The 26677-nt window shown below is 46.0% G+C and carries 32 protein-coding genes; 10 read left to right on the top strand and 22 right to left on the bottom strand.

Annotated elements, in window-relative coordinates; all coding sequences use genetic code 11:
• The first annotated feature begins 6 nt into the window (after positions 1-6).
• Entirely contained in the window at positions 7-1191 is a 1185-nt protein-coding gene (locus KNP87_RS04610; protein WP_214720978.1) for an MFS transporter, read from the top strand.
• Between the two features lie 65 nt (positions 1192-1256).
• Here KNP87_RS04610 and KNP87_RS04615 read toward each other — a convergent pair whose 3' ends face one another.
• From KNP87_RS04615 to KNP87_RS04630, 4 genes are all read right to left on the bottom strand, one after another.
• A complete protein-coding gene (locus KNP87_RS04615; protein WP_214720979.1) occupies positions 1257-1871 on the bottom strand; it encodes an HAD-IA family hydrolase in 615 nt (204 codons plus the stop codon).
• Complete coding sequence (locus KNP87_RS04620) at positions 1856-2365, bottom strand: NUDIX hydrolase (RefSeq protein ID WP_214720980.1); 510 nt, start codon at positions 2363-2365, stop codon at positions 1856-1858. The genes KNP87_RS04615 and KNP87_RS04620 overlap by 16 nt, the downstream gene beginning before the upstream one ends.
• Before the next feature lie 23 nt (positions 2366-2388).
• The gene (locus KNP87_RS04625) at positions 2389-3462 is read right to left on the bottom strand and encodes a flavin monoamine oxidase family protein (RefSeq protein ID WP_214720981.1); all 1074 of its coding nucleotides are present in this window, start codon (positions 3460-3462) and stop codon (positions 2389-2391) included.
• A 122-nt stretch (positions 3463-3584) separates the two neighbouring features.
• Entirely contained in the window at positions 3585-3761 is a 177-nt protein-coding gene (locus KNP87_RS04630) for a hypothetical protein (RefSeq protein ID WP_167331058.1), read from the bottom strand.
• Between the two features lie 203 nt (positions 3762-3964).
• On the opposite strand from KNP87_RS04630, the gene KNP87_RS04635 reads away from it, so the two are divergent.
• The 3 genes from KNP87_RS04635 to KNP87_RS04645 all read left to right on the top strand — a co-directional run bounded on the left by KNP87_RS04635 (position 3965) and on the right by KNP87_RS04645 (position 5388).
• Complete coding sequence (locus KNP87_RS04635) at positions 3965-4573, top strand: Pr6Pr family membrane protein (protein ID WP_214720982.1); 609 nt, start codon at positions 3965-3967, stop codon at positions 4571-4573.
• Between the two features lie 132 nt (positions 4574-4705).
• Positions 4706-4915, top strand: coding sequence for a helix-turn-helix transcriptional regulator (locus tag KNP87_RS04640; protein WP_026833061.1), 210 nt, complete (start codon positions 4706-4708; stop codon positions 4913-4915).
• A complete protein-coding gene (locus KNP87_RS04645; protein WP_214720983.1) occupies positions 4912-5388 on the top strand; it encodes a hypothetical protein in 477 nt (158 codons plus the stop codon). Before KNP87_RS04640 ends, KNP87_RS04645 begins: the two co-directional genes overlap by 4 nt.
• Here the strand turns inward: KNP87_RS04645 and KNP87_RS04650 are convergent.
• On the bottom strand, positions 5376-5813 hold the full coding sequence (locus tag KNP87_RS04650) for a GNAT family N-acetyltransferase (RefSeq protein WP_214720984.1): 438 nt from the start codon (positions 5811-5813) through the stop codon (positions 5376-5378). The genes KNP87_RS04645 and KNP87_RS04650 overlap by 13 nt on opposite strands.
• A gap of 83 nt (positions 5814-5896) precedes the next feature.
• Here KNP87_RS04650 and KNP87_RS04655 point away from each other — a divergent pair, with 83 nt between their 5' ends.
• Positions 5897-6433 carry a GNAT family N-acetyltransferase gene (locus KNP87_RS04655; protein ID WP_119922850.1) on the top strand — a complete coding sequence of 179 codons (537 nt, stop codon included), beginning with the start codon at positions 5897-5899 and terminating at the stop codon, positions 6431-6433.
• Positions 6434-6459: 26 nt separating this feature from the next.
• Here KNP87_RS04655 and KNP87_RS04660 read toward each other — a convergent pair whose 3' ends face one another.
• The 4 genes from KNP87_RS04660 to KNP87_RS04675 all read right to left on the bottom strand — a co-directional run bounded on the left by KNP87_RS04660 (position 6460) and on the right by KNP87_RS04675 (position 9349).
• Complete coding sequence (locus KNP87_RS04660; protein ID WP_051524841.1) at positions 6460-6981, bottom strand: YusW family protein; 522 nt, start codon at positions 6979-6981, stop codon at positions 6460-6462.
• 61 nt (positions 6982-7042) lie between these two features.
• Positions 7043-7321 carry a hypothetical protein gene (locus KNP87_RS04665; protein ID WP_214720985.1) on the bottom strand — a complete coding sequence of 93 codons (279 nt, stop codon included), beginning with the start codon at positions 7319-7321 and terminating at the stop codon, positions 7043-7045.
• A gap of 132 nt (positions 7322-7453) precedes the next feature.
• Positions 7454-7873 (bottom strand): universal stress protein, encoded by a 420-nt coding sequence (locus tag KNP87_RS04670; protein ID WP_214720986.1) that lies wholly within the window; start codon positions 7871-7873, stop codon positions 7454-7456.
• An 18-nt stretch (positions 7874-7891) separates the two neighbouring features.
• Entirely contained in the window at positions 7892-9349 is a 1458-nt protein-coding gene (locus KNP87_RS04675; RefSeq protein WP_251135458.1) for a SulP family inorganic anion transporter, read from the bottom strand.
• Between the two features lie 189 nt (positions 9350-9538).
• On the opposite strand from KNP87_RS04675, the gene KNP87_RS04680 reads away from it, so the two are divergent.
• Positions 9539-10081: a recombinase family protein gene (locus tag KNP87_RS04680; protein ID WP_214720988.1), complete on the top strand. Its 543-nt coding sequence runs from the start codon at positions 9539-9541 to the stop codon at positions 10079-10081.
• 187 nt (positions 10082-10268) lie between these two features.
• Here KNP87_RS04680 and KNP87_RS04685 read toward each other — a convergent pair whose 3' ends face one another.
• The 5 genes from KNP87_RS04685 to KNP87_RS04705 form a co-directional block, all read right to left on the bottom strand.
• Entirely contained in the window at positions 10269-10937 is a 669-nt protein-coding gene (locus KNP87_RS04685; RefSeq protein ID WP_251135407.1) for a YczE/YyaS/YitT family protein, read from the bottom strand.
• A complete protein-coding gene (locus tag KNP87_RS04690; protein WP_214720989.1) occupies positions 10900-11379 on the bottom strand; it encodes a hypothetical protein in 480 nt (159 codons plus the stop codon). Before KNP87_RS04690 ends, KNP87_RS04685 begins: the two co-directional genes overlap by 38 nt.
• 37 nt (positions 11380-11416) lie before the next feature.
• Positions 11417-12670: an MFS transporter gene (locus tag KNP87_RS04695; RefSeq protein WP_214720990.1), complete on the bottom strand. Its 1254-nt coding sequence runs from the start codon at positions 12668-12670 to the stop codon at positions 11417-11419.
• 331 nt (positions 12671-13001) lie between these two features.
• Positions 13002-13418 carry a universal stress protein gene (locus KNP87_RS04700; RefSeq protein WP_214720991.1) on the bottom strand — a complete coding sequence of 139 codons (417 nt, stop codon included), beginning with the start codon at positions 13416-13418 and terminating at the stop codon, positions 13002-13004.
• 50 nt (positions 13419-13468) lie between these two features.
• Positions 13469-14881, bottom strand: coding sequence for a SulP family inorganic anion transporter (locus tag KNP87_RS04705; protein ID WP_483299336.1), 1413 nt, complete (start codon positions 14879-14881; stop codon positions 13469-13471).
• Between the two features lie 248 nt (positions 14882-15129).
• Here KNP87_RS04705 and KNP87_RS04710 point away from each other — a divergent pair, with 248 nt between their 5' ends.
• Both KNP87_RS04710 and KNP87_RS04715 read left to right on the top strand, forming a co-directional pair.
• Positions 15130-15672: a recombinase family protein gene (locus tag KNP87_RS04710; protein WP_214720993.1), complete on the top strand. Its 543-nt coding sequence runs from the start codon at positions 15130-15132 to the stop codon at positions 15670-15672.
• 227 nt (positions 15673-15899) lie between these two features.
• Positions 15900-17837, top strand: a complete 1938-nt coding sequence (locus KNP87_RS04715) for an LTA synthase family protein (RefSeq protein ID WP_214720994.1) — start codon at positions 15900-15902, stop codon at positions 17835-17837.
• 81 nt (positions 17838-17918) lie between these two features.
• On the opposite strand, the gene KNP87_RS04720 is transcribed toward KNP87_RS04715, so the two are convergent.
• From KNP87_RS04720 to KNP87_RS04755, 8 genes are all read right to left on the bottom strand, one after another.
• Complete coding sequence (locus KNP87_RS04720) at positions 17919-19580, bottom strand: FAD-dependent oxidoreductase (RefSeq protein WP_214720995.1); 1662 nt, start codon at positions 19578-19580, stop codon at positions 17919-17921.
• A gap of 19 nt (positions 19581-19599) precedes the next feature.
• Positions 19600-20904 (bottom strand): arsenic transporter, encoded by a 1305-nt coding sequence (locus KNP87_RS04725; protein WP_214720996.1) that lies wholly within the window; start codon positions 20902-20904, stop codon positions 19600-19602.
• 31 nt (positions 20905-20935) lie between these two features.
• Positions 20936-21214 (bottom strand): hypothetical protein, encoded by a 279-nt coding sequence (locus KNP87_RS04730; RefSeq protein WP_026833070.1) that lies wholly within the window; start codon positions 21212-21214, stop codon positions 20936-20938.
• Between the two features lie 5 nt (positions 21215-21219).
• Complete coding sequence (gene arsA, locus KNP87_RS04735) at positions 21220-22977, bottom strand: arsenical pump-driving ATPase (protein ID WP_214720997.1); 1758 nt, start codon at positions 22975-22977, stop codon at positions 21220-21222.
• 13 nt (positions 22978-22990) lie between these two features.
• The gene (gene arsD, locus KNP87_RS04740; protein ID WP_214720998.1) at positions 22991-23350 is read right to left on the bottom strand and encodes an arsenite efflux transporter metallochaperone ArsD; all 360 of its coding nucleotides are present in this window, start codon (positions 23348-23350) and stop codon (positions 22991-22993) included.
• 106 nt (positions 23351-23456) lie between these two features.
• Positions 23457-23771: an ArsR/SmtB family transcription factor gene (locus KNP87_RS04745; RefSeq protein WP_026833073.1), complete on the bottom strand. Its 315-nt coding sequence runs from the start codon at positions 23769-23771 to the stop codon at positions 23457-23459.
• A gap of 20 nt (positions 23772-23791) precedes the next feature.
• The gene (gene arsC, locus KNP87_RS04750) at positions 23792-24214 is read right to left on the bottom strand and encodes an arsenate reductase (thioredoxin) (protein ID WP_028106363.1); all 423 of its coding nucleotides are present in this window, start codon (positions 24212-24214) and stop codon (positions 23792-23794) included.
• Positions 24215-24277: 63 nt separating this feature from the next.
• Positions 24278-24760, bottom strand: coding sequence for a GNAT family N-acetyltransferase (locus tag KNP87_RS04755; RefSeq protein WP_028106364.1), 483 nt, complete (start codon positions 24758-24760; stop codon positions 24278-24280).
• 111 nt (positions 24761-24871) lie between these two features.
• On the opposite strand from KNP87_RS04755, the gene KNP87_RS04760 reads away from it, so the two are divergent.
• Positions 24872-25318, top strand: coding sequence for a MarR family winged helix-turn-helix transcriptional regulator (locus KNP87_RS04760; protein WP_214720999.1), 447 nt, complete (start codon positions 24872-24874; stop codon positions 25316-25318).
• A gap of 33 nt (positions 25319-25351) precedes the next feature.
• Positions 25352-26614 carry an NAD(P)-binding domain-containing protein gene (locus KNP87_RS04765; RefSeq protein ID WP_214721000.1) on the top strand — a complete coding sequence of 421 codons (1263 nt, stop codon included), beginning with the start codon at positions 25352-25354 and terminating at the stop codon, positions 26612-26614.
• The last annotated feature ends 63 nt before the right edge of the window (positions 26615-26677 follow it).

The raw sequence follows: 26677 nt of genomic DNA on the forward strand, positions 1-26677 counted from the left end.
CCTATCATGCAAAACAATAAACTCATCTTAAGTACACTTTTACTCAATCTTTTCATCGCATTTTTAGGGATTGGTCTTGTCATCCCTGTCACACCGACGATCATGAACGAACTGAATATTTCCGGTTCGACCGTCGGGTACATGGTATCGGCATTCGCCTTTGCCCAGCTTATTTTGTCGCCACTCGCCGGGCGGGCGGTCGATAAATACGGCCGGAAACCGATGATCATCATCGGTCTGTTCATCTTCAGCATGTCGGAATTGCTGTTTGGACTCGGGCAGTCCGTTGAAGTGTTGTTTGCATCGCGGATTCTAGGAGGCGTCAGCGCGGCCTTCATTATGCCGGCCGTCACCGCCTTCATTGCCGACATCACAACAAACGAAACCCGACCAAAGGCACTCGGCTACATGTCGGCTGCAATTTCGACCGGTTTCATCATCGGACCCGGCATCGGTGGTTTTTTGGCGGATATCGGCACCCGTGTCCCGTTTTTCTTTGCCGCTGCATTCGGTCTCTTCGCGATGATCTTGTCCGTGTTTACGTTACGTGAACCGAAACGGCATTACGAAAACTCGACTATCCCGAAACAGAAAACCGGTTTCCGGAAAGTCTTTTCTCCGCTTTACTTCATCGCCTTTATGGTGTTGTTGATTTCTTCGTTCGGACTCGCTTCGTTTGAGTCGCTGTTTGCCCTGTTCGTCGACCGGAAATTCGGCTTTACGGCAAAAGACATTGCTCTGGCGATTTCGCTTGGTGCAATCGTCGGTGTCATCGTCCAGGTCGGACTATTCGAACGTCTGACACGGTGGTTCGGCGAGATTCGCCTCATCCGTTACAGTTTGATTGGTTCAACCTTGCTGGTCCTCGTCATGACATATGTGACCAGTTACTTGGCCATCATCCTCGTCACAATGGTCGTCTTCGTCGGCTTTGACTTGATGCGCCCTGCCGTCACGACCTATTTGTCGAAGATTGCCGGGAACGAACAAGGTTTCGTCGGCGGGATGAACTCGATGTTTACGAGTATTGGGAATATTCTCGGACCCATCATCGGTGGGATTCTGTTTGATGTCGATCTCAACTATCCGTTCTATTTCGCGACGGTCATGCTTGCAATCGGGATTGCCTTGACGTTTGTCTGGCGGGAACAGCAACCAACTGAACAAACGCTTGAACAAAAATCATCATAATGAAATAAGCCCGAACGGCTTGTGTATCCGAGTAAGAATACACAAGCCGTTTGGGCTTTTTGGGGTTATGCCTTAGCGCGCAAAAGCGCCGACAACCGGTTGAACGTCTGGATCGTATAAGTCGCAGCGGTTGCTTTCGGAACTCTCTCCGTAATGAGACACGAGTCGATTCCCGCACGATGTCCCGCTAAGACATCCAGTTCGCGGTCCCCGATCATGATCGTTTCTGCAGGAGACAGATCGTATTTTTCCATCAAATAACGAATCGCCGATGGATCCGGTTTCCGGGCAAAGGATTGCTCCGCCGTCACGACTTCCCGGAAGACGTCCGTTAATTCTTGAGCCTGTAACAAGTCAAACGTTGATGATCCTCTGTGCGTCAAGATGTAGTTGTATCCATCGTGCTCTTGAATGAAGCGGCAGATTTTCGGAATGTCCGGAAACGGACGGACTGTTTGCAGTTCATCCTGTGCTTTCCGTGTTTTGTACTCTGAAATGGAATCGGGATCAAACCCATACTTTACATACGTCGTATTCGCAGAGATTTTCATCGTTTCGAGAATCGTTTCCAACGGTTCCTCCCGTCCCTGTTCCCGCAACATCTGTTGAAACACGGATGCCATGACGGGATACGTATCAAACAACGTCCCGTCAAAATCCCAAATCACATGCCGGTACATGACGCTACCTCCTGCTTTACGATCCAGTCCTCGACGTGCATGACAGGTGCGGTTTCAGGATTCGTCAAATACTCAAAGGCTTTTAAGACGAGCGGCGAGGCGTTATCCGGATTGACCTGTTCTTGACTGACCCAGGACGAGCCGGTGGAATCCTGTCCGTCAAATTTGTCAGGTACCGTGCGTTCACCGGAAGTTTGGATGATTTTATAAAAGACACTAATGTGATGGAGATGCGACGCATGGTGCCAATCGGAATGAACGACGAACTCGAATGTCCCGAGTGCACGTTTCTGAAGAACCGTCAGACCGGTCTCTTCTTGAAACTCACGGTCCAGCGCTTCCGGTACGGTCTCAAAGTCTTCCAAGCTGCCGCCCGGCAGATCAAACCAGTTCGTGTACGGTCCCCCTTTTTTATGAATGACGAGTAGTTTTCCTTCATTGAAATATAATCCGTATGTACCGAATGCGCGGTGAAAGGTTTTTGCTTCAATCATGAAAGTGTATACCCCCTTTTGAATTATATCGATTGTTCTTCTAACCAGCGTTCCACCGATTGTAACGCCCCTTCTAAATGCCCGCCGAACGCCTGATCACTCTCCGTTCCGAGCAGCGTCACCCCGTCGCGCCATGGTTCTTCCAACTGGATCGGACGATACGCCGGAAAATCTGTCAACGGTGCCGCGTCCGCAACGGTTGCTGTCTCCGGCTCAGCGGCCCAGTCCTGATACAACACAGCAATCGGATGCCTGGCGGCTTCTCCGAACAACACCGCCAACTGCTCGATGACCCGTTGTTTGATTTCTGCCTCTCCTAATGCTGCGCGCTCCGTTGCCGTCAGACGGAAAAAACCAAATAATGCGCCGGGTCCCGATTGTGGGGAAGCATCGTGTATTTCCTGCAAAATCCCTGACCAGCTGATCGCAAATCCGGACCGGTCCATCTGTTTCCAAAATGGTGTTTTGTATACGACGACGATTTTAGCCTGTCCGGCCATCCAGGTCGGTGTCCCCTCCAACTGACGTTGCACCTGTTCTGACAGTTCCGGACGCCATGATACCTGTGCTGCAAGTCGTGGCGGAATTGTCACCAGAACATGATCAACTAGTTGGCGTACACTTGTCCCGTCCTGCTCGATCGTCAGTTCGACATGATCGTTTTTGGTCAGAGTGGTGACACGACTCAACAGTTGAACCGTTCCCGGTGCGAGTCGGCTTGCAATCGCATCTGTCAGACCTTGCATCCCCGTCACGAGACGATGGGAACGCACCGTTTGGTCCTCCGGCAACCGGTGTTCCTCGATTTGACCCGGTGTCCGCTCAAGCACCATCTTCCCGTCCGTTGACTGAACAAGCGTTGGGAGGCGCAGTTCGTCCACCAACTGCGTCATCAGCCGTTCGGAGTCCGGCCAATACCAGGTCGGACCAACGTCAAAAGCATATTCTCTTCCTGCCTCGGTCAAGGTTTTCGTCAGTACCCGTCCACCAACCCGGTCCCGTGCCTCGAAGACCGAAACGTTGTATCCCGCTTCTTGCAGGCGCCAAGCGGCGTAAAGTCCGGTGATACCGGCACCAATGATGGCGATTCGTTGCATGGATCATCCCTTCTTTCCAGTGTTTTCCTTCTTCAGTGTACCGAAAATCCTTCCGACCGCCTATTCCTGGATACCGACGGACAAAAAAACAGAGCGTCGCCTGACACTCTGTTTCCTGCTTCTTAAGATGATTGCGCATGCTGCCAGTCGTCTTCATCAAAGACTGACTGGACCCACTCGATGGACACAAATAATGATCGGGCGATGGCATCGTCGGATTTCCCGAGTTTACGCAGCGTATGGACGATTCGAATCCTTCGCTCTAATTCACGCTCGTCAGGCAACAATTCCGGCATCATGTCGGCGCCTCCTTTCTCTCTTTAAGCCAACCATCATCGTTTTGTCTAGATTACCCGTTTATCGACTGAATATTCCGATAATTGAATAGTTCCGATGATTTTTGATAAATTGTCTAAAAAAAGTAACAGCATCTTCTCGACAAGGAACTCTGTCTCAGCTGTCGAACACCATAATTATCCGGTCAAAAAAGGAGTGTTCCGACATGTCTGCCTCTTCTCTGCGCATCGTCCGATTAGGTTTTGGTCTGCTTGGTCTTTTGGCCGTCAGCTATCAGTTTTATGCCAGCACAAGTCGGCCCGGTTTCAATCCGGTCAACTACTTCAGCTATTTTACGATTTTAAGTAACTTGTTTCTCGCACTTGTCTTACTGATCACCGCCAGTTCCAACAAGATGTTTCAACGCGCAACCAGTGTCCGTGGAGCTGCGGCTTTATACATGACCATTACCGGCATCGTTTACTTCGTATTGCTGCGGGGTCTCGAAGAAAGTTTACAAACACCGATCCCCTGGGTGAACACGGTCCTTCATTACGTCATGCCGCTTGTTGGATTACTTGACTGGCTGCTGGTTCGATCGACGGTTCGTCTTTCGCGAAACCAACTGGTCAGCTGGCTTCTCTTTCCGCTCCTGTATCTGGTCTACAGTTTGGTTCGAGGTAACTTGACCGGTTTCTATCCGTATCCCTTCCTCAATGTCTCAAAACAAGGACCGCTCATTGTGACTGTCATCTGTCTCATAATCATGTTCGCTTTCATCACAGTCGGAAGCCTATTACGCTGGTTGAACAATCGTCGTCATCACGAAATATGATTCATATTTGATAAAAGGGATGATCCGTTCTTCAGATTATCCCTTTTTTGATCAAACTAAATGTAAAATCAACTTTACAAATTGTAAAGCAGACTATACAATTTACCTTATAATGGATGAAGGAGGTCCGAAATGAAACTGATCAACCGGGTCAAATCGTTGCGCAGCAGCAACGGATGGACACAGGAGCAGTTTGCTCAAATGATCGGAGTCACGCGCCAAACGATCATTTCACTGGAGAAAGGGAGCTACACGCCTTCGTTACTACTCGCCATGCAAATTGCCCGTGTTTTCGAACGTCCCGTCGAATCGATTTTTTACTTAGAGGAGGAATCGGAATGAAACGTGTCATCATTCAATCGTGTTTAAATATTTGTATGTACTTTTTAAGTGCCGCATTGATCAGCTCTATTAATGAACAGATTCGATTTTTTGATAACGATCCGGTTCAAGGAACTGGATTTAATCTCACACTTGAGCTTCCATTGGTTCTGCCTTTGATTTTCATTATCGTCACCTTAACCGTCATGGGCTACTTGAATCGGACAAATAAAGAAAGCACTTTTTCGGAATGGTCCGTCGGCATGACGGAATTTTCCGATCAAGACGAACGGGAGGAAATCATTACCGGTAAAGCGACACGTGTCGCTTATACCACGCTGTTAACCTCCTTAACCGTATCCATGATTCCATTCTCGGTTTATGCCCGCTTCCCTGAAGGCTTCTCAAGTTTCCCGTTCTATGCGATTGCCACTATCCTCTCACTTGGAACGTTTTCCTACATGGCGGCCTGGGTGTATCATTACCAGGAGTGACTTTCTTTCGTCAACTGCTTCACAAAAAAGTACTGCGTTTGACCTTCCGTCGGATGATCAGCCAGACGACCATATTCCTCAAACCCGAGCTTTTCATAAAATCCGGGTGCTTGGAAACTGAACGTATCGAGTAAAATCTTACTGCATGATTTTTCTTCCGCAAGCGATTCGATCTGTTCCATCAGCTGCTTTCCGACACCCCCCGCCCGTTGTTCCGGGTCGACCCATAGGAAATGAACCTGCAGATGGTTCCAGACATAGCTTGCGGTCACACCACCAAGGAGTTCCTCGTCTTCGTCCCATGCCAAAAAGCAATATTGTTCCGATTCCGTATAGAGTGCTGCCGGGACGTGCTGGCGGTTATATGTAATCAATTGTTCCCGGATCCATTGTCCGTCTTCCGTTGTGCCGATCGTGATTTCCATCCATCAAAACCCCTTTTGAAATAATTTACAAATGTGTATCATCCTGTCATAATGATACCATTAATATTAAAGGAGCGAAAATCATGCAGACGACCCACCGACCGTTTGATGCCGACACCTATCACGTACGCTGTGCCACCGTATCCGATGCAGCCGAACTGGCACGGTTACGTGTACAGCTCGATGCCGAGACCGAGCACTTTGATCGTTTTCCCGGCGAAGCAGTCCTCGATGAAGAAGCGTTTCGTACGATACTCACCGGTTCATCCACTGTCCCCGATCGGATTCTCGTCGTCGAACGGTCTTGTCAACTCGTGGCCTACAGCCGGTGCACAGGTTTTTCGTTACGTCGTTTTGCCCATAAAGCGGAATTCGGGATTGGTGTTCAAAAAGATCACTGGGGCCAAGGCATCGGCAATCAGCTGCTGACGCAGACAATCGATTGGGTCAAGACTTCAGAGCTCAAGAAAATCCAACTGTCCGTCATCGAGACGAATCACGGGGCGATTCGGTTGTATCAACGGCACGGTTTTCAAGAAGAAGGTCGATTGCGGCATGACCGGTTGCTTCAAGACGGCTGCTACTATGATACTGTCTTGATGGGCTTACAATTGATCTAAAAAAAGAGGTGCCGCGGCACCTTTTTTTACTTCATGAATTCTTTTTCCGTTCCATCAGCGAACTCGATCTCGACTTCGAGTCGGGTCGCATCCTGAATATCAAACACCTTCTCGATTTCAGCAATTGCGTCATCGTTTGACGTGTTGGCATCGATGTTGAGTTCATCCAGTTTTGGATCAAGGATCTTCATCGCATCATTCCCTTGTGCACGTTCGCCGTCCATTTGATAATCGGCTTCCGTTCCGTCATTGTCCCGGTCATAACTGATGTCGACAAGATCCATCGTATCCGCATCATCTGCCTCAATCGACAAACTGACGAATCCGTAGTCCTTATCTGCATTATCCGTCACCGTATCTTGATCTTGTGTATTTGACGAATCATCATTCATCGTGCTGTCATCATTCGTGGAGTTATCATCACTCATCGTGTTGTCATCCGTTGTTGTCGTTTCCTCGACCTTTTCTGTTTCTTGGTTGTCTGAATTGCCGCACCCTGCCGCAAACAAGGCAAGACCAAGAACCGGTACTAAATAAGTTTTCTTCATTTAATAACCCCCTTCTTTTTTAGTATGCCCACTTCAGGACTCGACGAATCGGACCAATGTGTTAAATGTCATCCATCCAGACTCTGATGTATTTGGACCGTGCCTTGTGAAAACGGTACGGTTCATCTTTTACTTGGAGCAAATAATACCGATCTTTTGAGATGAAGCAGTCTTTCAGATATTTTTCAAGCAGATGAATGTCCTCATCTGATTTGATGAGATACAAATTACCATGCAGATGTTTGATATCGTGAAGCTTTTTTAAACGGGACTGAATGCAACGGTCTGTTCCTTCTGATTCTCTTGATTCATAGGAAAACAAAAAAATATTTGAAGCCACTGGCTCCCCTCCTTTTTATCAGTATGTTCCCAAGTCGCTTCTCGAGTAATCGTTTTATAACGAAATAACAAAAACTCTTCACTTCAAACAGATGTCCATGCTCATCCGTTCAGTGAAGAGTTGTCTAGTTTATTACTTAACGATCATGACCGGACTTTTGACCCGTTTGGCAATTTTATGACTGACACTGCCGAGCACCATCTCTTGCAACCCATTTAGTCCCCGGCTGCCGATAATCGTTAAGTCGACCTGTTTTTTATTTGCATGGTCAACAATCATTGGACCCGGTTCACCCCGGAGAATCGTTACGTAATACGAGACATCGGCCGCTTCTAATCTTTCTTCGACTGGGGCGAGTTTTTTTCGACGTGCCACTTCAAGCGCTTCTTTGCCTTCCGAATGTAGAACGTCGTCTTTAACTTTCGAAAAATCAGCGACGAATACGACTTCAATCTTACTTTCTGAACTGAGAGTCGCTATTTTAATCGCTTCTTCCGTTGCCCGAATCGAGTGTTCCGAACCGTCGACGGCTAATAGGATATGTGGATACATTGTGTTCACTCCCTTATTTTAATGGGTGGAAATCTTCGGTGTTGGATCGTTATGAATCGCCAAACGATCGATTAATTTTTTACTTTCTGGATTCAATCCCATCATCTCGACATTATTCTGATTCGCCAGCAAACGAATCATTACCTTGTCAATCGCACCGACTGCAGAATCATCCCAGATTTGAGTGGATGAAAAGTCAATCAGGATATCTTGTTCGTTTAGTTCATAGTCAAATGAAGCAATGAAATGATCGACGGAAGCAAAGAACAAGGGTCCTTTCACCGTATAGACGGTTTTCCCCGACTCGAGACGTTGTTTGACGTTAATTTTCGAGACTTTCGCGACAAAGAACAAGGCGCTTAAGATGACACCGGCGATGACACCAATCGAGAGATCGTGTGTCGCGACGACGATGCTGACCGTTGCAAGCATGACAAATGCATCGGCTTTCGGGGCTTTTCGGATATACGTAAACGACGACCAGTCAAACGTTCCAATCGAGACCATGATCATGATTCCGACGAGAACCGGCATCGGAATTTGGACAACCAAGTTGCCGAGAACGATAATCAAGAACATCAAAAACACACCAGCAACAAGCGTCGACAATCGACCGCGACCTCCCGATTTGACATTGATGACCGATTGACCGATCATGGCGCAGCCTGCCATCCCTCCGAAAAATCCGGTGATGAAATTCGCAATCCCCTGTCCCCGAGCTTCCTTGTTTTTTTCACTTTCCGTTCCGGTCATGTCGTCGACAATTGTTGCTGTCAACAACGATTCCAGTAAGCCGACGATCGCAAGCGCCAGTGAATAGGGGAAGATGATTTGAAGCGTCTCGAAATTTAGCGGAACGTTCGGTAAGAAGAATGACGGTAACGAACGTTGAATGGCCCCAAGATCGCCGACCGTCCGTAAATCAAAGTTCAGGTAAATCGCCGCAATCGTCAGGACGACAATCGCAATCAATGGTGCTGGAATCGCCTTAAAAAAACGAGGCAATAAATACACGATGGCAAGCGTAATCGCGACGAACACATACGTCATCGTTGAAATCCCGATAAAATGCGGGACTTGAGCCATGAAAATCAAAATCGCCAGTGCGTTAACAAAACCAATCATGACAGCACGCGGAATGAATTTCATGACTTTTGCAACTTTAAAGACCCCGAATAAAATTTGGATAATTCCGGTTAAAATCGTCGCGGCAAGCAGATAATCGAGACCATGTTCCTTGACGAGCGGAACCATCAGGAGTGCCATCGCCCCGGTCGCTGCTGAAATCATGCCTGGTCGTCCACCGACAAAGGCAATGATGACGGCGATACAGAACGAAGCATACAGCCCTACCATCGGATCGACGCCAGCGATGATCGAGAAGGCAATCGCTTCCGGAATCAACGCAAGTGCAACGACAATCCCGGCTAAGATATCTCCTCTGATATTTGAGAACCATTGTTCTCGTAAACTCATATTCACTTGATTTTTCCACCTTTCCTTTAATTAAAAGTCTATTTCCTCTATACTGGAGAAGACCTTAGAATATAGATACTGCCAATTGACAATAATTTATTGTAGCATCTTAATTCCCTAAAAGGAACGTTATTGATTCTATTCTTTTTATTTTTTCAATCAGTATCTTAACGTAGATAGGAGAATTCGATGAATGTTGTTTATCTGAGACCTTATTTTGAAGACCCGACATGTGACATCCAAAAAAGTCGATTACAAGCATACGATGCTAATCAAACCATCGTTGAAGAACATCCTTCTTCTAAAAATCGAATAGGTTTACAGCAAGCACTTGCTGATTTACAACCTGGGGATACTTTAATCGTTTCCCACCTTTATGTGTTGGCCGATTCGACTCGACATTTGATTGAATTGCTTGAACAGCTGGCTTCAAAAGAAGCTTTTTTGATTTCTGTACAAGAGAGAATTGACACACATCTGCCTCTATCGCACTCATTTCTAGAAATTACTCAACATCTTGTTCAATTGCAAAGTGATGTCGTCAGTATGACTACTCGAGAAGGATTAACGAAAGCAAAGGAACAAGGAAAGCAGACCGGTCGACCACGAAAAGCAGATAAAAATGTGAAGCGTGCCGTTGAGATGTACCAAAGCAAACAATACAGTTTGTCAGAGATTCGGGAGCAGACTGGAATAAGTAAAAGCACATTATACAGATACCTTGAAAGTTAATAGTACCTAAAGGAGTATTAAAAGAAGGAAATCACTTTAAAACACCTTGAAAAACTCAATCTTGCTTCGACCACATCACTTTCCTGTACATATGACAGATCAGTGAATCCAGCGTGTAGTCGATTCGGAGATTGCTTGAATTTCGAGGTGTTTTTTGTGTACCTTACTTTAAATTAAACATGTTTATTTAACGAATCGGAAACAGACGCTGAAACCAATCAATTAATGGGCCATTCACAATAAGAAAAACAAGCGTACCAACTCCAATTCCTATCCATTCCTGTTTAAACAACGACAGTAGGCAAGCAAGTAGGAACGGGATTGCTAAACTGATGGTCGCTCCAATTGATGTCTTTTTGAACTTGACGATTAATGACTTCATCAAGTAATCAGGCGGCATTAAGATATATCCGATTTGAAGATACAGTGATAACCCTAATGAAATGAGAGGAACTCCAATCAAAAAATAACTGACGCGCCCTATCAACGCAGTTGGAATGTAAAAGACCTCATGGATCAACATGAAGGCATCGATTGCTAATCCGAACACTACTGCAAGTAAAAAACTTTCCACGATTGTCCATAAACGAAACGTACTTCCAATCGATAACGCGATTAATAGTGCAATAGTATGGAGAACCACTACAGAAGTTCCGACCGAAAAAGGTGAAACCTCGGACAGCGCTTCACTAGCAGCGGTCCAAGGAGCACTTCCGACTGTTGCCACAATCATAAAGCTGTTTCCCAATGCATTAATCAAAATCGCCATTAAATACAACGACATTTTTTTGGAATCTATTTGTTTTTTCATTTCTTTGTTACCTTTCGATTTCCATTTGCGACGCTTGTTCGTCATGACGAACTTTTTCAAGGTATTCTTCGAGAAAACGTACTGTCACTGTCGGAATGTATCCAAAACGTTCTCGGAGTAAGTTTTCTAAGATGTATCGTTTTTTCCTTTTCCACGTCAAAGTCGTTGTTTCAAGGACTGAATCGTAAGATATTTGTTCATCGTCATTCAAATCAGCTGCTAACGTCACTAATACTTCAGCTGCTTGCTCTTCTGTGCGAATGTAGTGATATAATTCAAGCAATTCATAAGTTGATAACTTCTTTAAGAGTCGTGTCGATTGTTCCAGTTGAGTAATTTGTGTGAATTCACGTTTGCGAATGACTAAGCGTTTTCCCTCCGTTTGAGTGATATGCTTAGAAACTTTCATTTGACAAAAGGAGCAGAAAAAGATACCTTCGGTTTTCATAAGTGTTGATCCACAATATGGACAAGTTACTCGATTCATTTTTAATACCTCCTCAAAAAAAATATCAATCATTTAATTAATTAGTCCGAATCGATGGTTTGCGTGCTGATAATGAAGCAATGACTCCAATCAAAGGAAATACCATCGACCACCAGATGACTTGTGTATAATTACCGACAGCATCAAAAGCCAAACCAAAAGGTAAGGGTCCTATAGCTGAACCGAGTACCATGACGGATGTTGCAATCCCACTGATACTGCCGAGAGCAATTCGCCCAAAATAAAAAGGCCAAACGTAGTTCAAAGCAATTCGTTCAAATCCGTTACTTATTCCCCAAATCACTCCAAACAAGACGGCAAGAAGCGGTGTCGTGGTTATTTGCAACACCATCATGAAAATAAGTTCAGTAACAAAAATTCCTGCTAATACATAATTGATTTTGACGGTATCGATGATTCGACCTGCGATGAAGGTGATTGGAAAACCAATGATTGCCATCAGACTCAACACAAGTGCCGCAACCGAGGGGCTCAGACCTTGTTGATCAAAAATCGAAATCAAATGAAATGTAATTGCCGTATTAACGAGTGCAGGAATGCCAATACACGATAAAATCAACCAAAAGGCCGGTGTTCGTAACGTTTCTCTTAATGTAAAATCCTGTTTAAATTGCACTATTTTAGAAGAAGAAGCCGTATCATGCGATTCTTTATGTCCATCAGGTAACATACCGATATCTTCCGGACGGTTTCGGACATATCGATAAGCAATCGGTGTGAACACTACTAGAATCAATCCACCCCATAACCACCATGTTCGTTCCCAACCGATTTGACGAACGAGCCAAACATTTATCGGAGGAAAAGCAGCTGCACTTAAAAATCCGCCAATTGCCATATAACTCAAAGCTTGTCCTCGTTTCACTAAAAACCATTGAGGGACGAGTGTATTCGGAATTAACGTCATCGAACCTTGACCAAACAACCGTAAGACGAAGATACCAAAAAAGAGCATGGTTAAGTTCATAACGAATCCATTATAATAACAGGCACAAGCCAATAAAATCGAAGCACCTGTCAACATGGTACGCTGTCCTAATCGATCGACAAGACGTCCGATGAAAAACAAGCAAAAAGCTGACATCAAAGTCGCCGCGGAATAGATGACAGAAACTTCTGAACGTGTCCAGTCGAACTCCGTGATATATCGATCAATAAAAACAGAAATAAAGTACGTTTGGCCAGGTCCTGAAAAAAACACACCTAGGCCAGCCACCATGACCATGTACCAGCCATAAAATAAAGGAGGACGCGTCTTCTTTTTATTCATGTTCTTGTTTCTCCTTCATCCGACTCACACTCTCAAGTTGATTTTGGGGATTTGGAATGTATTGATCAATCGCTCGGTCGAGTTGAATTTTTCCATTCCCACGACATTCCGAGCAACGTGTTCGTAGGATCAGATATTTCCGGATACTTCCCTCCCCCTCACACTTTGGACAACCGATATAGATACTCATCATTCTCACCCTCTCCCGATTCTAAAAAGTGCGGACACCCTCTTTCAAGAGGAGCTCCGCACCCTGACATACTATTGATTTTTACTCGTATTATACTTTAACAGTTATGATTGACCCCACATACACTGAATAATAAATGACTTATTTTACAAGTAAAACCGGACACTCGACTCGTTTAACAATTTTGTGACTGACACTACCTAACATCATTTCCTGAAGTGAGTTTAGTCCACGACTGCCTACGATGACTAGATCCGCTTGACTGTCGTTAGCATATTCGACGATGGCCGGGCCAGGTTCCCCTCGAAGGAGTTTTAAGGTGTATTCAATCCCTTGGGCATCGAGCGCTTCTTCAATCGGCAATAATTTCTTACGGCGTTTAACCTCTAGTGCTTCTTGTCCCTCTGCATGAAGCACTTCATCTTTTGATTTAGAGAAATCAGATACATAAACGATCTCGACGACCGTTTGTGTCCCCTTTACTAATTTAATGGTTTCTTCTGTTGCACGAATGGAATGATCCGATCCATCTGCTGCTAAAATAATGTGTTGATACATATGTCCACTCCTCTAATTTTTAGTCCTATTCTACTTAATAAATCTTTTGATTAATGGGCCGATAATTTCGCATTCGGATCATTATGAATCGCTAACTTATCAATCAAACGTTTGCTTGCTGGATTTAAACCATGAATCGTCACGTCATTATGATTTTCAGCTAACTTGATCATGACTTTATCAATCGCTCCGACCGCTGAATCATCCCAAATTTGAGTGTCTGTGAAGTCGATGATGATTTTTTCATCGTGTCTCGAGAAATCAAAGTGCTTCACAAAACCATCGACTGATGCAAAGAATAGAGGTCCTTTGACATGAAAACGTGTCAAATTGTCTTCGACCTTTGTCTCAATTTTAATCGTCGAAACTTTAGCGACAAAGAACAAGGCGCTTAAGACGACACCGGCGAGTACACCTTTTGATAAATCATGTGTTGCAACGACGATGATGACGGTCGCAAGCATGACGACAACATCTGTTCTCGGCGCGTTTTTCATATACTTGAAGGACGACCAGTCAAAGGTTCCGATTGATACCATGATCATGATACCGACGAGTACTGCCATCGGAATCTGGACGACGACGTTCCCAAGAACAATAATCAGGAACATTAAGAAGACACCCGCGACAAGGCTTGATAATCGACCACGTCCTCCAGATTTGACATTGATGACCGATTGACCAATCATGGCACAACTAGCCATCCCACCGAAGAACCCGGTAATGAAGTTTGCAATCCCTTGTCCTCGCGCTTCCTTGTTTTTATCTCCTTCTGTCCCCGTCATGTCATCAACAATCGATGCTGTCAGAAGGGACTCAAGCAGACCAACAATGGTTAGTGCCAATGCATATGGGAAGATGATTTGAAGCGTTTCGAACGTGAACGGTACATCCGGAAGGAAGAAGGATGGTAATGTTCGTTGAATGGCTCCAAGATCTCCCACCGTCCGTAAGTCAAATCCACTAAATATGGCTGCTGCTGTCAGGACGACAAGCGCAATTAGTGGAGCTGGGATTGCTTTGAAAAATCGCGGAATAATATAGACGATAGCGAGGGTCACTGCGACAAAGATATAGGTCATTGTCGAAATACCAACGAAGTGAGGTACCTGTGCCATAAAAATTAGGATGGCAAGCGCGTTGACGAAGCCAATCATGACTGCACGTGGAATGAATTTCATGATTTTCGCAACTTTAAAGATTCCGAAGATGATTTGAAGGACACCCGTCAGAATCGTTGCCGCAAGCAAATAATTTACTCCGTGATCCCGTACGAGTGGGACCATCAAAAGTGCCATCGCTCCGGTCGCTGCTGAAATCATTCCAGGTCGTCCTCCGACGAAGGCAATGATGACGGCGATACAAAATGACGCGTACAGACCTACCATCGGATCGACACCTGCAATGATCGAGAAGGCGATTGCTTCTGGAATTAAGGCAAGTGCAACGACGATACCTGCCATGACGTCACCTCGGACATTAGAAAACCATTGTTCTTTAATTGATGTTAACAAATTTTTTCCACCTTTCTTTTAATTGTGTTTCATGAATTTTCATGTGTCATAAATCAAGTTATGAAAAATGAATGCTTGTTTTCAATATCCACAGTCTAGCACCATAAGTTTCAAAATGGAACACTTTTGGTCTTTTTTTTTAAAAGTTCTCGTGATATGATTCACACATAAGCTACTAAAAGGGAGGATTTATTTCGATGATAGGTTTTGTCCGTTCACTTTATACGGATCCGGATTGTCAAAAACAACTAGCCTTATTGAAAAGCAAAGATTGTCTCGTTATTCTACAAGGATCATTTACGCCACATGATTCTCAGTTTAATAGTCTGGATATAGCGAGAAGCCTTCTTCCAAAAGAAGTTCTGATAGTTTCTCATCTTGCTGTATTAGGAGGTTCTTTACAGGAAGTGATGGAAAACTTAGCAATTTTGCATACCCGTCAAATTTCTGTCATTACGATACGAGAACAACTAAACTTGGATCCTTTTACAAATGAGTTATTTATAGAATTTCTTACTATCATGGAAAACTTTCAAAAAGATGTTCATAGTGAACATACAAGAAGAGGATTAGAAGAAGCGAAAATAAAAGGAAAAAAATCTGGTCGGCCTAAAAAAAACGAAGCTTTGATTGAAGAGGCACTTATGCTGTACCATTCAAAAAAATTAAGTTATGAAGAAATACAGGAGAGAACTGGAATTGGTCGCTCGACCCTTTATCGTTATCTAAATCAATCTTAACTACACAACAAACCCGCCCTAAGTATAACTAGGACGGGTCGTAACTTAAGACGGATTTGTTGTAATACTTTATCCCGATGACTGTTCGACGAAATATTAATATATTTGTTTCGTCATCAGGATTAGTTTGATTATAACGAACAAGCTCCATTTTTAAAAATAAAAAGGAGACCATGTTTGATCCATCCGCTTCATACTTATCATATTAATTTTAAGGAGAATTTTTTATGAAACCACTTAAATCGCCCATTACCAGGCGACTGATTCCATTAGGAGCAGATGTTAGACAGACATATCGAGAGCATAGACTTTTTTGGATTGCTACTCTTTTACTTTGGTTGAAGACATACTTGGCATATCGTTTCTTTTTTGATGTTCCTGTTGCTAACTCCGCTCAAGCTTTCATTTTAGTGATCAATCCGATTAGTTCTGCTTTGTTCATGTTTGGATTTAGTTTCTTCTTTCGTGGAAACGTTCAAAAATGGTTAATCTATGGCACATTGATTCTGGCTACTTTCATTTTGTATGCAGATATTCTCTTTTTCCGTTTCTTTAATGACTATTTGACATTACCAGTGTTGTTTCAAACATCAAATGCTCAAACACTTTCTGCATCGCTTGGATCTATATTAACTTTTAAGGATTTAATTATTTTAGGAGATTTATTGATTCTCCCGTTTTTTTTAAAGAAATGGGACATGTCGAACAGAAAAGCATCCCGAAAAAGAGGTATCCGAACTTTTGTTGCAGCGATTGTCTTATTTTTATTTAATTTGACACTTGCAGAAACAGAACGCCCAGAATTACTGACACGTGCCTTCGACCGTGAATTGCTTGTCAAAAATATTGGAACTTTCAACTTTCATATGTACGATGCATTGATTCAGTCAAAAACATCAGCTCAAAAAGCTTTGGCTGACAGCTCTGAATTATCGGATGTTGAGCACTTTGTTGCATCGAAATATGCGCCACCTAATCCAGCCTTCTTCGGAAAGTATGAAGGGAGAAATGTAATCGTCGTTTCTTTTGAATCTACACAGTCCTTTGCGGTTGGGTTGAAAGCACCAAATGGCCAAGAAATCACACCACATCTCAATCAATTAATTAAAGAATCCCACTCATGGGATAACTTTTATCACAATACAGGGCAAGGAAAAACAGCAGATACCGAATTTCTTCACGAAAATTCGTTGTACCCGCTCGGTCGCGGAGCCGCATTCTTTACAAACGGTGAAAATGAATTTCAAGCCATTCCAGAGTTGTTAAAAGAGGAAGGTTATTATTCCGCCGTCTTCCACGCAAACAATAAATCATTTTGGAACCGTGATGTTGTCTACAATAGCTTTGGAGTAGATCGCTTCTTTTCTGAAACTGATTACGATTTAGGAGATCCAGAAGATTTAACTGAGTGGGGACTACTCGATGATAAGTTTTTTGCCCAGTCTGTCCCGATGCTTAATGAATTACCACAACCGTTTTACTCTAAGTTCATCACATTAACGAATCATTACCCTTTTGAACTGCCAAAACCAGAACATGAACTTGTCCCTCCTTTAGAAACAAGTTCAACGACACTCAATCATTATGTCCAAGCGCTCGCTTATCAAGATATGGCACTCGGAAAATTCATAGCAGACCTTAAAAAAGATGGTTTGTGGGACGAGACGATATTCATGTTGTATGGTGATCACTATGGTATTTCAACAAATCATAATGAAGCTATGGCCCAAGTGCTTGAAAAAGATGAATTGACACCGTTTGACGTCGCACAACTCCAACGTGTTCCCTTTGTCTTACACCTTCCTGGACAAACAAAAGGAGTCGAACATGATGCCGTTGCTAGCCAGATTGATATCAAACCAACATTACTTCATCTGTTGGGGAAAGATGTCAAGCAACAGATTGTGTTCGGGACAGACTTATTTTCTGATGACCACAAGGACTATGCTTTATTCCGAGACGGTTCTGTCATCACTGATCACATCGTGTACACTCAAGAAAAATGTTATGATCGACAAACTGGTTTCGAAGCAACCGATGAAAAGCAGAACGGATTATGTGATGATGCAATGAAGCAATCCGAAAAAGAATTAGGTCTGTCGGATAAAGTCATCTATGGTGATTTACTGCGCTTCTTAACTTCTAGCAACTCATCAAATCTTTAAAGAAATAAATTGTCACGTCAAGTTGTATTCATACGAAGAGCGGTTCTTCCAAAAGGAGGAACCGCTCTTCGTATGAAATGATTAATTAGCTAAACACTTTTTACAATGCTGATAGTTTTTATTACCGCCAGATAAATTACAAACATCCGTAAAACCTAGGTTCTTGAGCACGTTTTGAGCGGCGTTCCCGGTCACCCCTTTGTTGCAATAAACGATCGTCGGCAACGTCGGATCAAGTTCTTTCGCCCGTGTCCGCAGTTCACCGAGCGGGATATGAATCGCGCCATCGACGTGATTTTTTTCGAACTGAGCTTTCGAACGGGTGTCGATGATTTGGAACGACTTGCCGCCAGCGACTTGTTCGATCAACTCATTTGGCGTCATCAAACGGGCTGTTTTTTTAATCGCATTGTCGAGTGCCATCCCGGTATAGAGCACCGGATCCTTTGTCGTCGCAAACGGCGGCGCATAGGCAAGATCGAGGTGGAACAGATCTTCCGCTCTTGCCTTAAACGTAATCGCTGTCGCGAGGACATCAATCCGTTTGTCGACCCCTTGCGGACCAACGATTTGTGCGCCAAGGACCCGTCCTGTCGCCCGGTCGGCAATCGCCTTGATGACCATTTCTTTTCCACCCATATATTCCGGACGATCCGGTTTAATATTGTGGAGAACTTCGATGTCGTATCCGGCTTCCCGTGCTTCTTTTTCCGTCAAACCGGTCTGTGCGACCGTCAGATCAAAGGCTTTGAAGATCCCGGTTCCAAGAATCCCGCGGTGTTCCGCTTCTTCCCCGGTGATGACCATCCCGGCAATCCGGCCCATCTTGTTGGCGGTCGAGCCGAGCGGACGATAAATGGCTTCTCCGGTAATGACGGAGAAACTTTCCGCGACGTCGCCGACGGCATAAACATCGGACAGATTCGTCTGCATCTTCCGGTTGACGGCGATTGCGCCCGTCTGCCCGAGTGCAACGCCGATCTGCTTGGCGAGTTCCGTATTCGGTTTAACCCCGACTGACAGAATGACGAGGTCTGTTTCAATCGACTTGCCGCTCTCGAGGGCAACTTCCGTCACACGCGACGTCCCGTTGAATGCCGTCACCGATTCACCGAGCAACAGTGAAACGCCTTTATCTCTTAAATGATCAGCAACCCGTTCCGCCATATCACGGTCAAGCGGCGGCATGACTTGCGGCAGGCGTTCGACGAGTGTCACCTGAATCCCGCGATATGTCAGTTGCTCGGCCATCTCAAGACCGATGAAGCCGCCACCGACGATCGTCGCCGTTTTGGGATCATGGGCGTCGATGTACGAGCGAATCGCATCGGCATTCCGGACATTGCGCACCGTAAAGACGTTGTCGTGATCAACACCTGGGAATGGCGGGACGATGCTTGACGCACCGGTCGCCAGCACCAGCGTATCGTACGTATCTGTAAACTTGTCACCGGTCGTCAAATTAACGATCGTCGCCGTTTTTGTTGCATGATCAATCGATTCGACTTCGTGACGGGTGTGGATGTCGATGTTATACCGTTTTTTAAAGAATTTCGCATCGCGTGGTGTCAACTCATCGATGTCGGCAATTTCGCCGCCGACGAAGTACGGAATCCCGCAGCCGGAATAGGAGATGTCCTGATCGCGGTCGTAGATCGTAATCTGTAAGTCTTCACTGTTGCGACGTGCTTTTGCGCCGACCGATGTTCCGGCGGCGACTGATCCGATGATCAATAATTTCATGTGAATTTCCTCCTAAAAATCAATAAAGTAATAAGCTGATGTATAACCCGAGTAACGTGATGGTCAGGGTCGGAATCGTCAGAATCGTTCCGATCTTAAAGTATTGTCCCCAGCCGATTTTGACACCTTTTGTCCGGAGAACGTGTAACCAGAGTAAGGTCGCAAGGCTGCCGATCGGTGTGATTTTGGGTCCAAGATCGGATCCGATGACGTTGGCATAAATCAAGGCTTCCCGAATCGTTCCAGTCGCTTGGCTAAGGTCGATGGCGAGCGCATCAATCATCACGGTCGGCATATTGTTCATGATCGATGACAAAATGGCGGCGAGGAAGCCCATGCCGAACGTCGCAGCGGCCAGATTCGTTGCAAAACCGTCAATGACATCCGCGAGAACTTGCGTCAATCCGGCATTTTGCAGACCATAGACGACGATATACATCCCGAGTGAGAAGAAGACGATTGCCCATGGTGCACCGGCGATGACTTTTTTCGTCGGTACGCTTGGTGAACGACGTGCCATCAACAGGAAGAACAAGGCGATGACACCAGCAACCAAACTGACCGGAATTCCGATGAGGTCACTCGTGAAGTAACCGACGACAAGCAACACAAGCACGAGCCACGATAACTTGAACATCCACTGATCCTTGATCGCTGTATGCGGGGCGACGAGTTGCGAAGCGTCATACGTCTTTGGAATACTTTTTCGGAAGTACAGATACAATACAAGCAAACTGCCGATGACGGAAAAGACGTTGACGAACACCATCCGTGAGGCATATTCCGTAAAGCCGATGTCAAAGAAGTCGGCCGAGACGATATTGACGAGGTTCGAGACGACGAACGGCAGACTCGCCGTATCGGCAATGAAACCGGAGGCGAAGACGTACGCCAAGACGACATAGTCCGGTAACTTCAAGTGCCGGACCATCGCGAGGACGATCGGCGTCAAGATCAAAGCCGCGCCGTCATTCGCAAACAACGCGGCAACGACGGCGCCAAGCAATGTCATGTACACAAATAGTTTGACACCACCGCCTTTTGCGATCCGTGCCATATGAAGTGCCGCCCATTCGAAGAAACCGATTTCGTCCAAAATCAACGAGATGATGATGAGGGCAATAAAGGTAAACGTCGCATTCCAAATGATGCCCCAGACAGTCGAGACATCATCGAGATTCACAACGCCGGTCAGTAAGGCAATCAATGCCATCCCCATGGCGGAGTAGCCGATGCCGAGACCTTTTGGTTGTTTGATGATTAAAAATAACGTGATCAGGAAAATCCCGATCGCAAGTAGATGTGTGCCGGTCAATACGTTCACTTCATTTCTGTATTAAATTTCGATTTACTGTTTAGCAGTTGGATGCACCGAGGAGGACGATTTGTGGACCTTGGTCCGTCTCTTCCAGTGCGAGCGTGATGTCATGACTGACATCCGCTAAATTTCCGTCGATTGCCAGCGCCAATCCATCAAAGTCTTTGACTTGATCACCGGTTTCGCCGGCCCCGAATCCGAGTCCGAAACTCGGTCCGCAACAGCCTTGTCCGGCTTGATAGAGACGGATGCCGGGTGCTTGTTCGTGTTCCACTTGTTCTTTCAGGTACGTGACTGCTTCAGGTGTGATTTGCATAAAATTCATCCTTTCGAAAGTGCGAGTAGGTGATGATATCCGGAAACCGGTTCGGTCTGCCAGGCGACGACAGCCACCTGCCGGCTCAACCGGTCGACTTCTTCCAACCAGATGCGTTCCGCTTCTGCTTTGTGACCAAGAATCGGATCACGTGTCGCTGTCGCGGCAAAAGATTGATTGACAATCCAAGCCATCGGTTCAATCCCGGCACGACGCAAATCTTCCTGCAGGCGTCCGGCTTCAAAGACCGGTGTTGCTTCCGCGAGTGTCGTGATGATGACATGCGTCCGGCTGGCGTCACGCAGTTGCGGTAATAACGTCTTGACTGCCTCCGGTACATCTCCGGTCGCCCGTTCCATTTCCTGATGATAACTTTCCGTCGCATCAAGCAACAATAACGTATGACCTGTCGGTGCTGTATCGATGACGACATAACGGTCGTTTGCCCGGGCAACGGTATCGGCAAAGGCGCGGAAGACGGCGATTTCTTCGGTACACGGTGACTTTAGATCTTCTGCGAGCAAGGCATGGGCTTCTTCCGTCACTTCACCCGCCGCTGCGTAAACCTGCTGCGTATAACGGTCAATTTCGACCTTCGGATCAATCCGGCTGATTTCAAGATGCGGGTTTTCGTTCGTCTCAATCGTCAGTTCGAGGTGCGCTGCCGGGTCCGTCGTCGTCAAAACGACATCGTGTCCCCGTTCTGTCAAAGCAATCGCAATCATCGATGCCATCGTCGTTTTCCCGACCCCTCCTTTTCCCATCGTCATGACGACACCCGGTCCTGCCGCATCCAATTGATCAACCAGACGTGACAACGGCGGAACGTTTTGTTGCTCGCGTTCCATCAACATTTCCGGGTGTTCCGTTTCTGTCAACCAATCGCGGAGTTGCGCGACGCCGATTAAACTCGTTGGGGCGTAAGGCAAACTGAACAACGGGACTTCTCGTAAAAAAACATCCGGTAACGTCGAAAGCGCAGCCTGCTGACGATGCAGGAAAGCTTGATAATACGTATCCTGACTCGCTGTCACCGGCAGCATGCCGTTGATGACCAAACGGGCATTTCGAATCCCGAGTGCGTGCAGTTCCTGATAGGCGTGGGCTGCTTCCGTCAATGTCGAGGATTCCGCCCGGGCGACCAAGATTAAGGTCGTCTCCGCTGGATTCGCCAACAGCTCCGTCGCTTGTTCGTACTGTGACTTTTTCTCCGTCAATCCTGCTAACGGACCAAGGCAGGACGTGCCGGTCGTGTTCTCATCGAGATAGATGTTCCAGGCATTCGGCAGACTGAGCAACCGTAACGTGTGCCCTGTCGGTGCCGTATCAAAAATGATGTGATCGTACGTCTGTTTGGCGTCCGGTGCTGCCAATAATCCGGTAAATTGATCAAAGGCGGCAATTTCGACGGTACAGGCACCGGACAATTGTTCTTCCATCGATCGGACGGCCGCATCCGGCAAAATGCCCCGGTACGGTCCGACGACCGCTTCCTTGTAGTCCGCCGCTGCTTGTTCCGGATCAAAGTTTGCGACGAACAGGCGCTCGACACCGGGAACGGCAGTCGGTTCTTCCGTCAGGTCCATCTTAAAGACATCTTGCAAATTACTGGCCGGATCCGTCGAGACAAGCAAAACACGTTTTCCGCTGTCTGCCAGTTTGATCGCGAGGAGTGATGCCGTCGACGTCTTACCGACACCGCCTTTTCCGGTCAAAAATAAGTAACGGGTCAATTTTAGTCCATTCAAGGTTAACGGTTCCATCTTCGTCACGTCCTTACTTTAGCGTCAGGCGAATTTTCGGTTTTTGACCATCAACGACTGCGAAACTTTTTTCTTCTACACCTGTCAGCTCCGCAAGTTCCGCATTTGACAAGTACCCGTTACGACGGACAATCGCTCCGTCGACGAGAGTGATCGGCAGGGTGTCGACACTGTCCGTGATCGCTTGCTTAATCAATTGATTTTCGACGAATGCAGCCGGCTCGTTTGCCAAATTAAAGCGCTCGATCGGATAACCCTGCTGTTTCAAGGCATGGACGACGGTCGCCATCCGGGTCAGTTCCGGATCAATCGACGGTCCACATAAACCGGTCGGACAACACATCGCCGGATCGTAAATCTCAATTTTCTTCATCTTTCTTCAACTCCTCATCTTTATATAACCGATTTGTTATATATAACATAACCTTATTGTTATATGGAATGCAAGGGAAACCGTCCCTTCTTGCCAACAGATCCACTCAGCAACTTTTTTCCGGAATCGCCGGTAATTCCATCGCGTTCAAAATCGTTAACAGCAATTCATGCTGCGGATGGTCCGGATTGATCCGGAAATGAATCCACTGCCGTTCACGCCGCTCCAGGATGATTTGCGACTGGCGTAATAATTTTAAGTGACGGCTGACGGCGGGCTGTGAGATATCAAACATCTCGACAAAATCACAGACACAATGTTCCCGGACGTGCAATCGCCGCAAAATTTCTAGACGTGTGCCATCGCTGAGCAGTTTTAAGAACTGACTCATCTCGTCAACACGGTTCGTCGTCTCGATCATAGCTATTCCTCCTTTCAAGTTCAGTTACTTGCCTCTTCATTAGCGAATCGTTGAATCCGTTCTCCGATTTGATCGCGAACCCGTTGGAAGACAGCCCATTGTTCCGCTTCCGTTCCGGTTGCGCGTGCCGGATCATCAAATCCCCAATGTTCTTGCCGGACGTGCGAAGGAATGACAGGACAGTTATCACGGGCATCCCCACACAAAGTGACAACGATCGTCGCCCGTTTCAAGAGATCCGAATCAATCAAATCGGACGTTTGCCCGGAAATGTCAATGTTTTGTTCCTGCATCGCCCGGACAGCTTTTGGATTCAAGCCGTGTTGTTCGATCCCGGCCGAATGGACGTCCCAGTCTGGCAAATAGTGTTTCGCGAAGCCTTCTGCGATTTGGCTCCGGCATGAGTTTCCCGTACAAAGAAAATAAATCACTGGTCGTGTCATGATTAGCCCCTCCGCTCTTTATATAACGATTGTATTATATAACGTATGGGTTATTCAATAGGTTTAATCCATCTTTCGACTTCTTCGCTCCAACAACAACGTATCCCGCCATCGACCAGCATGTTGCGCGATTTTTTCACGTCTGCCGACAATCCTGAATCCTGCCTGCTGTTGGATGGTCAGACTGGCTTTGTTTTCCGGGAAGATGTGTGACTGTAGTGTCCAAATCCCATGCTCCTCAGCAAAATGAATCACGTGCTGTAATAACAGCCTACCGTATCCTTTTCCCCGTTCCGCCCGGTCGACATAAAGGCTCAGCTCTCTTACTCCCTGGTAAACGGGTCTTGCTGAAACGAGCATCATCTTGACCCAACCCACGACGACCGTCTGTTCCTCAATCACGAACACGTCTGCTTCTTTCATCTGCCGCCACCACTTCCGTTCATCAACATCCGTTTCAAAAGTGGCATTCCCTTCTTCCACTCCTTGCAAATAAATGTTGAACAGTTGTCGTCGATCATCTGCATTCATTTTCCGAATGATCATGATAAGACCTCCTTCGTCTATTACTAATTAGTTAAAAACAATTACTTGCAAATTGCAAATTAATCCATTATAACTAAGATAATCAATCACAAGACAAAGGAGAAGTTGCCCATGCAAGAACCCCGTGAAATTTTTCAGACGTTCACGCGTCGTTTTGGACTGTTGAATAAAAACTGTTGTTCCGTTCTGGATCAAGAGGTTTCGCTCGTCCAGAGCCATATCTTGTTTGAAGTATCGAAACACCCCGGGTCAGCGATGCAGGAAATTGCAGACTCATTAGGCATGGATATTACAACATTTAGCCGGCAAATCCAGACGTTGATCAAACGGGAGCTTGTTTTAAAATCCCCCTCTTCCGAGGACCGCCGGATTCAACTACTTTTTTTAACTCCACTCGGTCAACAGATGGCAGACGAAATTGATACTGAAATGAACGCTTACCTTGAAGAAATCTTTCAAAAGATGACTTCGTTTGAGAAAGCAACCGTTCTTCAATCCATCGAACTGTTAAACGATGCGATGCTCAACAGTGATTCCTGCTGTAAAACGTTATCTTAAAGTTTGTAAACTACAAATAAAAGGAGTGATTTTATGCCTACTCAATCGTTTTCTCATCCAATTTTCATCATCGGTGCCGGTCCGATCGGACTCGCTGCCGCCGCACACCTGTCTCAGCAAGGTCTTCCTTTTTCTATTCTCGAAGCCGGTCCCGATATCGGAACGCATATCCAGACATGGTCACATGTCAAAATGTTTTCAAATTGGGAATACAACATCGATCCTGTCGCCGCTGCCCAATTACGTCAGAGCGGGTGGGAGCATCCGGAAGCAGAGGCTTTTCCGACCGGTCATGATTTACTCGAGGACTATTTGCGCCCGCTCGCCGCCTTGCCGACCATTTCAGAAAATTTGTATCTAGAGCATCAAGTCATCTCGATTTCGCGTCAAGGCATCGATAAAATGACGACAACGGATCGTCAACTGTCCCCCTTCGAAGTCATCGTCCAAACACCAACGGGGCGACGCCGTTTCTTAGCCGCTGCTGTTTTAGACGCGACAGGTGTATGGGGGCAACCCAATTCCATGTATAGCGCGGGACATCCGCACGATTCGCTCATCGAACGCGTCACGCATACGATGCCGAATTTCCGACAAGAAACCAATCGATACGCCAATCAACGTCTTGCGATTATCGGGAGCGGACATTCCGCTCTGACGGCATTAATGGGTGCGGTGGCATTAAAAAAAGACTATCCTGAGACGGACATCCACTGGATTATCCGTAAAACAGACGTAGTCGAAACGTTTGGTGGAGAAGAAAATGATCAGTTGGCTGAGCGTGGGCAACTCGGATCAACGGCACGTACTCTTGTCGAGTCTGGTCTCGTCACTGTTCATTCCGGATTTAAAGTCGCGGAAACCGTATCGACAAACGAGGGCATTTCACTGATTAGTGCCGATCACCGACAGGTCGCTGTACAGGAAATCATCGTTTTGACCGGAAGCCGACCCGACTTTACATTCCTGCGTGAAATTCGGTTGGATGTAGACTTCATTACCGAAAGCACCCGTCAGCTTGCTCCGTTAATTGATCCCAACCTGCATAGTTGTGGAACGGTACGACCACACGGCGAAGCTGAATTAAGACAACCGGAGAACAACTTCTATATCATCGGTTCCAAAAGTTACGGACGCGCCCCTACCTTTCTTTTAACGACCGGTTATGAACAGATCCGGTCAATCGTCGCGCATTTAACAGGGGATACGCTAAGCGCAAAACAGATCCGGTTGAAATTACCGGAAACAGGTGTTTGTCGGATTTCTTCAACGGACACATCATCCAGTTGTTGTTAAGATCCGCCTTACATTCTCAACTGGATACAACAGATGATTTCGGCACCAAAAAGGGAAGCGGAT

The sequence above is a fragment of the Exiguobacterium sp. s192 genome (assembly GCF_018618795.1).
Taxonomy (GTDB): Bacteria; Bacillota; Bacilli; order Exiguobacteriales; family Exiguobacteriaceae; genus Exiguobacterium_A; species Exiguobacterium_A undae.

Bases quoted from the DNA above. Each gene is read 5' to 3' on its own strand.
- KNP87_RS04720 (WP_214720995.1), bottom strand. From the start codon at position 19,580: ATGAAATTATTGATCATCGGATCAGTCGCCGCCGGAACATCGGTCGGC.
- KNP87_RS04715 (WP_214720994.1), top strand. From the start codon at position 15,900: ATGAAACCACTTAAATCGCCCATTACCAGGCGACTGATTCCATTAGGA.
- KNP87_RS04660 (WP_051524841.1), bottom strand. From the start codon at position 6,981: ATGAAGAAAACTTATTTAGTACCGGTTCTTGGTCTTGCCTTGTTTGCG.
- arsD (WP_214720998.1), bottom strand. From the start codon at position 23,350: ATGAAGAAAATTGAGATTTACGATCCGGCGATGTGTTGTCCGACCGGT.
- KNP87_RS04640 (WP_026833061.1), top strand. From the start codon at position 4,706: ATGAAACTGATCAACCGGGTCAAATCGTTGCGCAGCAGCAACGGATGG.
- KNP87_RS04645 (WP_214720983.1), top strand. From the start codon at position 4,912: ATGAAACGTGTCATCATTCAATCGTGTTTAAATATTTGTATGTACTTT.
- KNP87_RS04635 (WP_214720982.1), top strand. From the start codon at position 3,965: ATGTCTGCCTCTTCTCTGCGCATCGTCCGATTAGGTTTTGGTCTGCTT.
- KNP87_RS04690 (WP_214720989.1), bottom strand. From the start codon at position 11,379: ATGAATCGAGTAACTTGTCCATATTGTGGATCAACACTTATGAAAACC.
- KNP87_RS04610 (WP_214720978.1), top strand. From the start codon at position 7: ATGCAAAACAATAAACTCATCTTAAGTACACTTTTACTCAATCTTTTC.
- KNP87_RS04620 (WP_214720980.1), bottom strand. From the start codon at position 2,365: ATGATTGAAGCAAAAACCTTTCACCGCGCATTCGGTACATACGGATTA.
- KNP87_RS04730 (WP_026833070.1), bottom strand. From the start codon at position 21,214: ATGCAAATCACACCTGAAGCAGTCACGTACCTGAAAGAACAAGTGGAA.
- KNP87_RS04755 (WP_028106364.1), bottom strand. From the start codon at position 24,760: ATGATCATTCGGAAAATGAATGCAGATGATCGACGACAACTGTTCAAC.
- KNP87_RS04615 (WP_214720979.1), bottom strand. From the start codon at position 1,871: ATGTACCGGCATGTGATTTGGGATTTTGACGGGACGTTGTTTGATACG.
- KNP87_RS04685 (WP_251135407.1), bottom strand. From the start codon at position 10,937: ATGACGAACAAGCGTCGCAAATGGAAATCGAAAGGTAACAAAGAAATG.
- arsA (WP_214720997.1), bottom strand. From the start codon at position 22,977: ATGGAACCGTTAACCTTGAATGGACTAAAATTGACCCGTTACTTATTT.
- KNP87_RS04705 (WP_483299336.1), bottom strand. From the start codon at position 14,881: ATGGCAGGTATCGTCGTTGCACTTGCCTTAATTCCAGAAGCAATCGCC.
- KNP87_RS04710 (WP_214720993.1), top strand. From the start codon at position 15,130: ATGATAGGTTTTGTCCGTTCACTTTATACGGATCCGGATTGTCAAAAA.
- KNP87_RS04700 (WP_214720991.1), bottom strand. From the start codon at position 13,418: ATGTATCAACACATTATTTTAGCAGCAGATGGATCGGATCATTCCATT.
- KNP87_RS04675 (WP_251135458.1), bottom strand. From the start codon at position 9,349: ATGAGTTTACGAGAACAATGGTTCTCAAATATCAGAGGAGATATCTTA.
- KNP87_RS04630 (WP_167331058.1), bottom strand. From the start codon at position 3,761: ATGATGCCGGAATTGTTGCCTGACGAGCGTGAATTAGAGCGAAGGATT.
- KNP87_RS04625 (WP_214720981.1), bottom strand. From the start codon at position 3,462: ATGCAACGAATCGCCATCATTGGTGCCGGTATCACCGGACTTTACGCC.
- KNP87_RS04670 (WP_214720986.1), bottom strand. From the start codon at position 7,873: ATGTATCCACATATCCTATTAGCCGTCGACGGTTCGGAACACTCGATT.
- KNP87_RS04765 (WP_214721000.1), top strand. From the start codon at position 25,352: ATGCCTACTCAATCGTTTTCTCATCCAATTTTCATCATCGGTGCCGGT.
- KNP87_RS04650 (WP_214720984.1), bottom strand. From the start codon at position 5,813: ATGGAAATCACGATCGGCACAACGGAAGACGGACAATGGATCCGGGAA.
- KNP87_RS04680 (WP_214720988.1), top strand. From the start codon at position 9,539: ATGAATGTTGTTTATCTGAGACCTTATTTTGAAGACCCGACATGTGAC.
- KNP87_RS04745 (WP_026833073.1), bottom strand. From the start codon at position 23,771: ATGATCGAGACGACGAACCGTGTTGACGAGATGAGTCAGTTCTTAAAA.
- KNP87_RS04695 (WP_214720990.1), bottom strand. From the start codon at position 12,670: ATGAATAAAAAGAAGACGCGTCCTCCTTTATTTTATGGCTGGTACATG.
- arsC (WP_028106363.1), bottom strand. From the start codon at position 24,214: ATGACACGACCAGTGATTTATTTTCTTTGTACGGGAAACTCATGCCGG.
- KNP87_RS04760 (WP_214720999.1), top strand. From the start codon at position 24,872: ATGCAAGAACCCCGTGAAATTTTTCAGACGTTCACGCGTCGTTTTGGA.
- KNP87_RS04655 (WP_119922850.1), top strand. From the start codon at position 5,897: ATGCAGACGACCCACCGACCGTTTGATGCCGACACCTATCACGTACGC.